Origin of the sequence: Microbulbifer sp. MKSA007, assembly GCA_032615215.1 — a bacterium.
Lineage (GTDB): Bacteria > Pseudomonadota > Gammaproteobacteria > Pseudomonadales > Cellvibrionaceae > Microbulbifer.
The window spans coordinates 883,771-895,141 of the sequence record CP128433.1 but is presented as its reverse complement, the minus strand read 5'-3'; the positions used below and the strand labels follow the sequence as shown (position 1 = coordinate 895,141).

At 50.9% G+C, this 11,371-nt stretch carries 12 protein-coding genes; all 12 read left to right on the top strand.

Annotated elements, in window-relative coordinates:
• Nucleotides 1-112 precede the first annotated feature (112 nt).
• Nucleotides 113-592: a glutathione peroxidase gene (locus QT397_06765; GenBank protein WNZ57043.1), complete on the top strand. Its 480-nt coding sequence runs from the start codon at nt 113-115 to the stop codon at nt 590-592.
• The gene (locus QT397_06760) at nt 592-1,071 is read left to right on the top strand and encodes a MarR family transcriptional regulator (protein WNZ57042.1); all 480 of its coding nucleotides are present in this window, start codon (nt 592-594) and stop codon (nt 1,069-1,071) included. Before QT397_06765 ends, QT397_06760 begins: the two co-directional genes overlap by 1 nt.
• Nucleotides 1,072-1,452: 381 nt before the next feature.
• Entirely contained in the window at nt 1,453-2,988 is a 1,536-nt protein-coding gene (locus QT397_06755) for a 2-isopropylmalate synthase (GenBank protein ID WNZ57041.1), read from the top strand.
• The gene (locus tag QT397_06750) at nt 2,989-3,336 is read left to right on the top strand and encodes a hypothetical protein (GenBank protein ID WNZ57040.1); all 348 of its coding nucleotides are present in this window, start codon (nt 2,989-2,991) and stop codon (nt 3,334-3,336) included. It abuts the gene before it with no gap.
• 32 nt (nt 3,337-3,368) lie between these two features.
• Nucleotides 3,369-3,776 (top strand): hypothetical protein, encoded by a 408-nt coding sequence (locus tag QT397_06745; protein WNZ57039.1) that lies wholly within the window; start codon nt 3,369-3,371, stop codon nt 3,774-3,776.
• Nucleotides 3,773-4,249: a ribosomal protein S18-alanine N-acetyltransferase gene (gene rimI / locus QT397_06740; protein ID WNZ57038.1), complete on the top strand. Its 477-nt coding sequence runs from the start codon at nt 3,773-3,775 to the stop codon at nt 4,247-4,249. Before QT397_06745 ends, rimI begins: the two co-directional genes overlap by 4 nt.
• A 123-nt stretch (nt 4,250-4,372) precedes the next feature.
• The gene (locus tag QT397_06735; GenBank protein WNZ57037.1) at nt 4,373-5,755 is read left to right on the top strand and encodes an MATE family efflux transporter; all 1,383 of its coding nucleotides are present in this window, start codon (nt 4,373-4,375) and stop codon (nt 5,753-5,755) included.
• A 358-nt stretch (nt 5,756-6,113) separates the two neighbouring features.
• Nucleotides 6,114-7,040, top strand: a complete 927-nt coding sequence (locus tag QT397_06730; protein ID WNZ57036.1) for a YHYH protein — start codon at nt 6,114-6,116, stop codon at nt 7,038-7,040.
• Nucleotides 7,037-7,267 (top strand): hypothetical protein, encoded by a 231-nt coding sequence (locus QT397_06725; protein WNZ57035.1) that lies wholly within the window; start codon nt 7,037-7,039, stop codon nt 7,265-7,267. Before QT397_06730 ends, QT397_06725 begins: the two co-directional genes overlap by 4 nt.
• Before the next feature lie 441 nt (nt 7,268-7,708).
• Nucleotides 7,709-9,073 carry a YHYH protein gene (locus QT397_06720; protein WNZ57034.1) on the top strand — a complete coding sequence of 455 codons (1,365 nt, stop codon included), beginning with the start codon at nt 7,709-7,711 and terminating at the stop codon, nt 9,071-9,073.
• A gap of 30 nt (nt 9,074-9,103) precedes the next feature.
• Nucleotides 9,104-10,651 carry a YHYH protein gene (locus QT397_06715; protein WNZ57033.1) on the top strand — a complete coding sequence of 516 codons (1,548 nt, stop codon included), beginning with the start codon at nt 9,104-9,106 and terminating at the stop codon, nt 10,649-10,651.
• 30 nt (nt 10,652-10,681) lie between these two features.
• On the top strand, nt 10,682-11,224 hold the full coding sequence (locus tag QT397_06710; GenBank protein WNZ57032.1) for a hypothetical protein: 543 nt from the start codon (nt 10,682-10,684) through the stop codon (nt 11,222-11,224).
• The last annotated feature ends 147 nt before the right edge of the window (nt 11,225-11,371 follow it).

Genomic DNA, 11,371 nt, shown 5'->3' with positions numbered 1-11,371 from the left:
GTAATCATTCTCACAATAAAGCCTGCAAAAGGGCTACTCCCAAATAAAGCAGTTGCAAAAAAGGTTGCGCACAACTAAATTTAGCAAAATACAAACCTTCGAGGCTCTCCCAATGACCGATCTCTACTCAATTCCCGTGCAAACCGCTGATGGGCAAAAGACCACTCTGGCCGATTACAAAGACAAGGTGGTGCTAGTTGTTAACACGGCCAGTAAATGTGGCTTCACCAAGCAATATGCGGGCCTTGAGGATTTATATAAAAAATACAAAGACCGTGGATTTACCGTCCTGGGCTTTCCCTGCAATCAATTTGGCAAGCAGGAACCCGGTAGCGATGAGGAAATTCAGGAGTTTTGTGAACTGAACTTTGGAGTCAGCTTCCCCGTCTACGCCAAGCTGGACGTCAATGGCGATGAAGCTCACCCGCTGTTTGTGGAGCTCAAGAAACGTGCGCCGGGCCTATTGGGAACCGAGGGCATTAAGTGGAATTTCACTAAGTTCTTGATCGGTAAGAATGGCGAGAATGTTAAACGCTACGCGCCAAAGGATGCACCGGCATCCCTGGAGACAGAAATCGAGCGTATGCTCTGATGGTTGTCTGTGATGACGATTCCGGCGAGCTGGCACTGAACCGCCAGCTATGTTTTGCCCTCTACGCCGCATCCCGAGCCATGACCCGCGCCTACCAGCCGATGCTAAAGGAATTGGGGATCACCTATCCGCAATATCTGGTTTTAATGGTTCTGTGGGAGTGGGCCAACACCGAGGCGCCATCGGAAGAAGAGCAGAGCGTCAGTGCACTGGGGCAGAGGCTGATGCTGGATTCCGGCACCTTGACCCCGCTGCTTAAGCGGATGGAGCAAAACGGCCTGGTCAAGCGCCGCCGCAGCAATCAGGATGAACGGATAACCCTGATCACTGTGACAGAGGAAGGCCTTGCCCTTAAACCAAGAGCCAGAGAGTGGGTGACAGCACAGCTGGACAACAGCCGTATCAGCCGCAGCGAGGTAGAGCAACTACACGGAGACTTGTGGCAGTTTCTGCATAAATTGACCGATACCACCCTTTAATAGCGGACCCCATTGAAACCCTCAGTGGGGCAGCCCTTCAAAAACAGGATATAAACACTAAAAAATAGCCATCGGCGAAAACAATATAACAAAACAAGAAAATAATACGCCAATATTAGGATATACATTGACCTCTCGGTTGATTCCGCTTCATAATGCCCTGAATCCGACCTAATGCGGAAACTGTTGTATATGAAGACTCCATTTATCACTCAGCGCCAGTCTTTTCTTGCCCTAGCTTTCTCGCTACGACTGCCCCTGCGCGGCATATAATTTTTCTCCCCCCACCCCCAACAGAATTCCAAACTTTATTTGAGCGATGCATAGACAGCGGCAAGGCCCCCTGTTTAGCCTCAAAGCAAATAAGGAGAACAAACGAAAATGAGCACAAAAAAAGATAAGTTAGTCATTTTTGATACCACTCTGCGCGATGGCGAGCAGAGTCCTGGCGCCTCTATGACGAGAGAGGAAAAAATTCGCATCGCCCGCATGCTCGAGAGAATGCGTGTCGATGTCATTGAGGCTGGATTCGCGGTAGCCAGTCCCGGGGACTTCGAGTCGGTCAAGGCCGTCGCTGAAGCCGTTACCGAATCACGGGTTTGCAGCCTGGCCCGAGCGGTCAATGCCGATATCGTGCGCGCTGGCGAAGCCCTGAAGAATGCCAACGCCTCGCGTATCCACACATTTATTGCCACTTCTCCAATCCATATGAAATACAAGCTGCAAATGGAACCGGAAGCGGTGTTGCAGCAGGCAGTGAAAGCGGTTCAAACAGCGCGCAACTTTACCGACGATGTGGAATTCTCCCTCGAGGATGGCAGCCGCTCCGAGCCGGAATTTATGTATCGCATCATCGAAGCGGTTATCGCGGCAGGGGCCGGCACTATCAATATTCCCGACACCGTTGGTTACGGGGAACCGGAAGAGTATGGGGCTATGTTCCGCCGTGTTATCGAAAACGTTCCCAACTCCGACAAAGCCATCTTTTCGACCCACTGTCACAACGACCTGGGCCTCGCCGTTGCCAACTCCCTGTCAGCCGTGATGAACGGTGTGCGCCAAGTGGAATGCACCATCAATGGCTTGGGAGAGCGCGCCGGTAATGCCTCCCTGGAAGAAATCGTTATGGCAGTACAAACCCGCCAGGATCTCTACCCGGTAGAAACAGGGCTGGATACCAGCCACATCGTGCCCACTTCGAGAATGGTGTCGTCGATTACCGGCTTCCCGGTACAGCCCAACAAGGCCATTGTCGGCGCCAACGCCTTTGCCCATGAGTCCGGTATTCACCAGGACGGTGTTCTGAAACACCGCGAGACCTACGAAATCATGCGCGCTGAAGATGTAGGCTGGGGTCAAAACCGCCTGGTTCTCGGTAAACACTCCGGCCGGGCTGCCGTCCGCGCCCGTTACGAAGAGCTGGGGGTAGATTTCGCCGATACCGAAGAATTCCAGCAGGTATTTGCCCGCTTTAAAGACCTCGCCGATAAGAAGCATGAGATCTTTGATGAAGATTTGCACTCTCTGGTGAGCGGAGGCGAGTCCCCAGTGGAACGGTTCCAACTGAGCGACCTGGATGTGCGCACCAAAATCGGCTCAGCCCCCCAGGCCTTTGTCAGCCTCACCATTGACGGAGAGCCCCGACAGACTGAAGCCAGCGGTGGCGGCCCAGTAGATGCCACCTTCAAAGCTATTGAACAGCTGGTAAACAGCGGCGCCGACTTAAAACTTTATTCTGTAAATGCGGTCACCCAGGGAACAGACTCTCAAGGGTCCGTTACAGTGCGCCTGGAAAAAGACGGCCGTCTGGTCAATGGCGTTGGCGCAGATACAGATATCCTGATTGCCTCAGCACAAGCCTACATGGATGCGTTAAACTTGCTCGCCAGCAGTGAGAGTAAGAAACAGGGCGTATAAGTGAACGAGCTTCAGCGAGCGGAATATTTATCAGTACTTGGGGTTCCAAGCTATGTGCCCCGATTCGTATTGCCGCTCGCACCCGATCCTCGCCAGGCCGAACTGCCTCCCGCCGAAGAAGCTGCTGGGACTCAGCAGCCTCCGGTTGCAAGTGGAATAGCTCAAAACCCACTGCCCCACTCAGCAGATCAGATAATCACCCAGCCGGTGCAAAGTCCGGAGCGCAACGCCCGTGTGCTAGATGAAATAAGCGCTCTCACCGACCAGGCAAAACGCCCACAAGAGACGGTGGCAGTGACGCCGGCTCCTGTTGCCCCCCCCAGCAAAGTGTTAAACCTTTTGTTTTGAACTGCTGGCGTATTGGGGAGGAACTCCTGGCCGTGGACAGCCACGAGCCCGGTGCAGCGCTTCCCCTGGAAGCCCTGTTCAACAATATTCTCCGCGCCTTGCACTGGCACCAGCTCCCCCGGCAACAGGAGCGCCTGCAATGGCCTTTAACAGAAAATCGCTTTGGTCCTGCCGAAGACGCCTCACAGGCTCGCGATACATTCTCCAGCTGGTTGGAGGCCTCTTATTCCCGTATGCCGGTTAAATCCATCTGGCTGATGGGCAGTGAAGCTCAAGACTTTTGCACTCCGATCCCATTGGAAAGCCAGGTTGTCGAATGGCAGAAGGCCCGCTTAATTAGTATGCCCAGCCTCTCGCAACTACTGCGAGCCCCCGAACTAAAACGCCCCCTGTGGAACCTGTTGCGCACTAGTTACCCGACTGAAACCCGCGCAGAATGACCTATTTAAATTACACTGAGCTACAGTTGCGCTCCGCCGATGCCGACGACTGTGCATCTCTGGCCCAGTTGGCAAAAAGTGCCCACAGTCATCCGTGGAGTGAAGCCCAATACCAGCAGAGTCTCAGCGCCGGCCACTACTGCTGGGTCCTGATCCAAGGGGATGACATTATCGCCTGTTGCGTGATCAGTAGCCTGTTTGACCAGGCAGAAATCCTGGACATTGCCGTATCCCCAGCGCGACGCCGACAGGGCCTCGCCGAGGCACTGCTGAACAGCGTGAAAACGGAATTGCCCAGCGAAATTGAACGAGTTTTGCTCGAAGTGCGGGTATCCAATCTCGCTGCGCGCTCCCTCTATCGCAAACTGGGTTTCTCTGAAGACGGGATACGCAAAAATTATTACCCCGCGCAAAATGGCATGCGCGAGGACGCTGTACTCATGAGTCTCGCTCTGAATGACACTCAGTCGTAGAATGAGCCTCTCATTCGGAATTCCCGCCTTACCGACAAGGCCTTGAACGGCAGGCAGCCACTCCTGCTCTGTAACACTATTCCCGACTTCCCAACCCCCTCGTTGGATTGACAAGAGTTATACATGTCTCTATCAAAAAGCAGCCCATCACTGCTGGAAGGTTCAGTTTCCAGTCACTTACAGAGACTGGCACTACCCATGGTCTGGGGAATTCTCGCCGCCATGTCCTTTAATATCGCCGATACCTATTTTGTCTCCCAGCTGGGCGATGGCCCCCTGGCGGCGATGAGTTTCACCTTCCCGGTAGTGATGGCCATAAACAGCTTTGCCATCGGTCTCGGCGCAGGTACTTCTTCGGCTGTGGCCCGGGTTTACGGCGCTGGAGATATAAAAAACGTTCGCCGCCTGGTAACTGACGCATCTGTACTGGCACTGCTGATTGCTATTGTGATTACTGCAGTCGGCCTGGCCACCATGCGCCCTCTATTTGAGCTGCTGGGCGCCGGCCCCGATATGCTTCCACTTATTGCCGATTACATGATCCCCTGGTATCTGGGAACCATCTTTGTCATTGTCCCGACCGTCGCGCTCGCCGCTCTTCGCGCCATTGGTAACAGCGCGGTAACCGGCCGTATCATGGTGGCGGTAGCCCTGCTGAACCTGATTCTCGACCCCATTTTGATTTTTGGGCTTTTCGGCTTTCCCCGACTTGAGCTCCAGGGAGCAGCTATCGCTACGATTATCGTGCGCGCCCTGACCTTTATTGCTGCACTCTACTTCATCATCAAAAAAGAACACCTGATGACAGCCCCGCAATGGCGGCTGAGCGGCCTACTCGAATCCTGGCGCAAAGTGTTGGCTGTCGGGCTTCCGGCTGTACTCACCAATGTCATTATTCCCGTATCGGGGGGTGTTGTCGTTGCACTCGTTGCCGTGCACGGCGAAGACGCCGTCGCGGGCCTGGGAGTCGCACTCCGAGTAGAACCCCTGGCACTCATTGTGTTTTACGCGCTTTCCTCTGTGGTCGGCCCCTTTATGGGACAGAATGCCGGGGCGGAAAAGACCGACCGCCTACGGGAAACCGTGAGCGTATTGGCAAGATTCTGCCTGTTATTTGGAGCGGGACTGGCGGTGCTTCTCTACTTTGTTGCAGAACCTATCGTAAGTCTGTTCAGTGATTCCACTGAAGTTCTCGCCGTCGCTGTTGCCTACCTGACCCTGGTACCTCTCAGCTATGCCGGGTACGGCTTTGTGATGTCTGCCAATGCCGCATTCAATGGACTCGGGAAACCGCTGCCTGCAACTGTCATTTCTTTCCTGCGGGTACTGGGCCTATACCTACCCCTGGCCTGGATTGGAAACAGCCTGTGGGGCATGACCGGCCTGTTTGTCGCTACAGCAGCATCCAACCTGATTCTAGGCTTTGTTTCCTGGTGGTGGCTGCGCCGCGATACGCACCAGCGCACAGCAGAGACAACATCCAGCCCCGAGCTGTCAACCAACTGATCAATCTATGGGCCGAATCACTCCTGATTCGGCCCATATCTATCCACCACCCCCCAAAACACAACACAAGGAAATCAGTGCCTTAACAGGCAGCGTACACATTACTTGCCATTTTTGCCGATAACTTCAAATTCCTCCAAACCCCGGCAGACAGCAGCATAGCCCGCCTTCTTCTCTTACTGCGAAACATGGATGGTGATTCGATGAGGCTTCAGGAGATTTCCCCCTTCAAACCCGCACCCTATTAATCAGCGCACTGACAATACTTCTGGTCTGTGCACCTTTAACAGGGTGCGACAATGACGATTCAGATCCACCCCCATCAGATGACGATACTGGCGATGACAGCAGCCCATGGGTGCTAAATACCGACGATGAACGGGCGCCTTACATCTACGAAAGCAATAGTAATGAGCAGGTCCTGGTCAATGTACAAAGCATCGAAACCGTCACTTTCGACGGCAGGGAATACACTCAAGTCACAGCATCTGGCATCCCGGATTATGAAATTGAAATCACCACTGCTATCTACGACGAGCTAATCAATCGCCCCAAAGCGAGCACCGACTTTGTCTACGGCAGCCCCACGGTACAAATTGGCGATATCGTGAGTTTTGGTCAGGATATCGGCTTTAGCAGCAATCCACATACCTGCTACGCCGAAGCGGGTTTTGGATTCTGGCCGCCGGGCCCTGTCTGCCCAGAAAATGTTTCCCACAACAGCTATTTTCCAACTGAGCCAGAGGTCTCAGAAGAAGCTTGTGAAAGTGGACTCGGACCACAGGGCTATTGGGTCAACGGCACCTCTATCTACCAGTGGAGCGATGGACAGTCCGTGAATGGTACCTGGCATACTCTGGCACCGGTCGCTGAGATGTACGATGTTGATATCTGTGGTGGACACGCTGCTCGGGGAGACTATCACCACCACTTCTACAGCGATTGCCTGGCCGACTTGGTTGGAGACACTGGAGATAGCCACTCCCCCGTCTATGGGTTTACCGCTGATGGCTATCCCATTTATGGCCCTTGGGAGGCCGGTGGTGTACTTGTAGTAAGTAGCTGGGTCACTAGAGACTATGACGATGCCGACTCTACCAGCGGCTGCAGGATTGCCGGTGAGCGCAGTTGTTTACTGGTAGATGAATACGATTTATCACAGGGCACAAATACACTTGCCCAATCCGGCCCCAGTACCAGCGATACTTTTACGTCCCTATCAGGCAATCTTTTTCAAACCACCAGCGGTTTTTTTACGAAGACTATTACTGGGACTCCAATTTGACCAGTCAGGAGGGCGCTTATCTGGATCAATACAATGGGCACAGTGACAGCGAGCGTGGTTATCACTACCACCTAACGGTAGAGCTGAATGATGAAGGGCAGCTGACACCATCATTTCCCTATACCTTTGGGCCCCGCTTTTACGGCAAACTTGATGACCAGACAATTGTGAACGTTTGCTCCGATGAAGTCGGCGGAGGTTTTCCCCCTGGCCCACCGCCCATGTAGCTAGGCCAGCAGAAAACAGCTTACCTATATCACCTATAAATCATTGATAAAGCCCCACGCCAGCCTGGAACCGGTTAAAGCTTCCAGACTGGCGACTCTCCCAAATACAGTCTCAGAATCCAGGCCTCTGCTTTCAGTAGCTGGCTTCACTAGATACAGCCAACCAACTACTAGACCTTTTAGTCAAAAAAATATCGCAAGAATAATATTTTATTTAAATTAAATACAAAGAAAGTCATTAACGAGGTAAGTAATTTTTCAGCAAATAACTTTTTAACTGTTGATTCCGAAAGAAAAGCCATCCTTTTGAACTTACGCACAAACTAAGCAGAAATAGAGAGCCAATTTAACCCTTTGCAAATTAGGTTAATATTTATCCACATTTTCTCCACTTTTATCCGCTAATTTCTGGGCTAACCCCCATCTAGTTCACGGTGTGCTATGAAATTAACGGAAATTTTTGACACGGACCGAAAGTCCATTTTGCCTTATGTAATATCTCTGGTATTGCTTTCAGGCGTACTCCAAGCATGCGGTGGAGGCGGCAGCTCTTCATCTGATTCAGATTCGTCATCTGAAGATACTAGTGACAGCGGCTCAGATTCCGGTGACGATAATGACGATGACGATTCATCAGATGATAGTGACAGCTCAGACTCGAGCACCGATAGCGGGGTTTGGATTCTAAATACTGATGATGAGCGCGCACCCTATATCTATGAAAGTAACAGCAATGAACAAGTACTAGTAAATGTTCAGAGTGTTGAATCTGAAACTGTCGACGGTAAAGAATACACTGTTGTATCAGCAACCGGCATTCCAAATTACACTATCGAAATTACGCAAACTGTTCTCGATGCACTCCTGGAACGTCCAAAAGCATCCTCTGACTTTTTAACCGGCAGCCCCTATGTCAGCGTTGGCGATATTGTCAGTTTTGGGCAGGACATTGGATATAAAAGTAATTCGTCCTGTGGTGCAGAAGCTGGGTATGGCTTTTGGCCACCGGGGCCTGTCTGTCCTGAAAATGTTTCCCATGTTGGCTATTTTCCCGTTGAACCTGAACCTGCAACTGACAGTTGTGAAACTGGTTTAGGGGTACAGGGCTACTGGGTAAATGGAACCTCTATTTATCAATGGAGTGACGGGATGAGTGTTGATAATACATGGCATACACTCGCCCCCCTAGCTGAAGTCTACGACGTTGATATTTGCGGTGGTCACGCAGCAAACGGTGATTATCACCACCATTTTTACAGTGAATGCCTCGCAGAGATGGTCGGCGATATTGGTGACGACCACTCTCCAATTTATGGCTACACCGCCGACGGCTATGCAATTTATGGCCCTTGGGAAAGTGAGGGTGAATTAGCGGAAAGTAGTTGGGCTGTTCGAGATTACGATGATGCCTCATCCGAAAGTGGCTGTGGTGTCGCCGGCGAGCGCAGCTGCTTATTAATCGATGAATATGATATTTCCCAAGGCGTGGAAACTACTTCTAATACTGGCCCAACTACAAGTGATTCATATACCTCCGCCTCCGGAAATGAATTTGAAACAGCTGCTGGTTTTTTCTACGAAGATTATTATTGGGACGAAGAACTTACAGCTCAAGGTGGAGTCTATTTAGATCAGTACAATGGCCATTCGGATGATGAGCGAGGATACCATTATCATCTTACCGTCACTGTCGATAGCGATGGACAATTAATCCCCGCCTTTCCCTTCACTTTTGGACCGCGCTTTTACGGAAAATTGGATGACCAAACTGTTGTCAGCCGATGCTCAACAACCGTGGGGCGGTAACCAATAAAGATAAATTGAGGTAACCTTCTCGTGAAAATTAACGGGTACTTTCTTGCCGGCTCATTAGCCTGGCTAACTGCAGCCAGTGTTGTGGCTCAACCTAATCCCAACTCTGGGCATAACAACGATCAACGTTCGGTTAGGGAAGTACCTGTTCGCAATAGCAATGGAAGAAACTGGCAAAACAACAACTCGATAAATTCAGAAAACACTAGAAATAACACTGCAGATTCCTCCACCGACTCAAGCAGCAATACAGTTGAAGAGGAAAGTCCAACAGATACTACGATAGATAATCCAACAGAAACAACTACCGACGAAACAAGCAATACATCGAATAATAACGAGGACACTTCTTCGGACGTTAACGAAGAGAATTCCGGCTCCTCAGATAATTCGACCATTTCAGGTAACGAGGAAAGCTCGGTAACAGAGAGCTCCGGTACTACCTGGATTATCAATTCAACTAACGAACGCGCCCCCTATATTTACGAAAGTAACAGTAATCAGCAGGTTCTGGTTAATGTGCAAAGTGTTGAATCTGTAACCGTTGCCGGAAAAGAATATACCCGCGTATCTGCTACCGGTATCCCGGACTACCAGATTGAAATAACCCAGGAAATACTAGACGCACTCATCAGCCGTCCAAAAGCCTCTACAGACTTCGTCAATGGCTACCCCTTGGTACAAACTGGTGAGATTGTTAGCTTCGGCCAGGATATCGGCTATCGCAGTAATTCCAGCTGCGGCTCAGAAGCCGGTTATGGCTTCTGGCCCCCAGGTCCCGTGTGCCCCGAAAACGTCGACCATGTAGGCTATATTCCTGCTGAGCCTGAGGCATCCACTGACAGCTGTGAAACTGGGCTCGGTGTACAGGGTTACTGGGTAAATGGAACCTCAATTTACCAGTGGAGTGACGGGCAGTCAGTAAATAACACTTGGCATACCCTGGCTCCCATGGCAGAAGTCTATGACGTAGATATCTGTGGCGGCCATGCAGCTAACGGCGATTACCACCATCACTTTTACAGTAATTGCCTGGCTGAAATTGCCGGGGACACCGCCGATGGCCACTCCCCTATCTACGGTTATACCGCCGATGGCTACGCAATTTACGGTCCATGGGAAAGCACAGGTGTGCTAGCTAAAAGCAGCTGGGCAATACGAGATTACGACGATCCCCGTTCAGACACCGGCTGTGGCGTTGCCGGGCAACGCAGCTGTCTGCTAGTCGATGAATATGATATTGATCGCGGCGTATCCAATACAAATAACACCGGCCCCACTACCAGCGGTAGCTACACCTCTCAATCTGGAAACGAATTTGAAACTCCGGCAGGTTTTTTCTACGAGGATTATTACTGGGATGAAAGCCTGACAGCGCGAGGTGGCGAATACTTGGATCAATACAATGGACACACTGACAGTGAAAGAGGTTATCACTACCACCTGACAGTGACGCAGGATAACAATGGCCAACTAATTCCAGCTTTCCCATTTACCTTCGGCCCGCGCTTTGCCGGCAAGCTGGATGACCAAACTATCGTCAATCGCTGCTCAACCACCGTTGGCCGCTAACTCATATTCAAGCTTGGGAGTAAGAGTTAAATGAAAATGCACAGGTTCTTTATCGCTGGGTCTTTGGCCTGGATTGTTTCAGCCTCTATGACCGCGTATGCGGCACAGCCAAATCCTCACGCGGGCCACAATGGCGATCAGCATCCGGTGATAGAGATACCTCTGCATGTTGCCGCTCCCAGAATCGAACTGGACATGAGCCGCGACGATATGTCCGGCTATAATCTACATATTGACTACGATCGGTTTGAGCTGGAATCCCCTCGCTTTGCCAATGACGATTCTGAGCAGTTTCTGGAGGGGCACGCCCACCTTTACATCAATGGGGAAAAAATCCAACGTCTTTACGGCTCGGATTTACATATTCCCGGAAAATTACTAAAACCCGGTTTTAACCAAGTCACCGTAACTCTCAATGCACACGACCACAGCACCTGGAGCCGCGGTGGAAAGCGAATACTGGCAACCTTATTTGTGCACCTCGATAAGAAAGAGCTTGTATTACACCGCTTTTCAACATCACCTATCGGGGGCAACAAACAAATAGCCAAAGTCAGCCGACCTGATAATTAGATTAAGACCTGGAATTTTTCAAAGAAAGAATTGGAGCTAATACCCAAAAAATATTTAATTAATAGCCGGCCCACTAATTAAAGGCTACTTAGGCTATTTACAATAAAGCAATAAGATATTTTTGCCTGACTCACGGAGTATCGCTTT

Bases quoted from the DNA above. Each gene is read 5' to 3' on its own strand.
- rimI (WNZ57038.1), top strand. From the start codon at position 3,773: ATGACCTATTTAAATTACACTGAGCTACAGTTGCGCTCCGCCGATGCC.
- QT397_06755 (WNZ57041.1), top strand. From the start codon at position 1,453: ATGAGCACAAAAAAAGATAAGTTAGTCATTTTTGATACCACTCTGCGC.
- QT397_06720 (WNZ57034.1), top strand. From the start codon at position 7,709: ATGAAATTAACGGAAATTTTTGACACGGACCGAAAGTCCATTTTGCCT.
- QT397_06710 (WNZ57032.1), top strand. From the start codon at position 10,682: ATGAAAATGCACAGGTTCTTTATCGCTGGGTCTTTGGCCTGGATTGTT.
- QT397_06765 (WNZ57043.1), top strand. From the start codon at position 113: ATGACCGATCTCTACTCAATTCCCGTGCAAACCGCTGATGGGCAAAAG.
- QT397_06760 (WNZ57042.1), top strand. From the start codon at position 592: ATGGTTGTCTGTGATGACGATTCCGGCGAGCTGGCACTGAACCGCCAG.
- QT397_06735 (WNZ57037.1), top strand. From the start codon at position 4,373: ATGTCTCTATCAAAAAGCAGCCCATCACTGCTGGAAGGTTCAGTTTCC.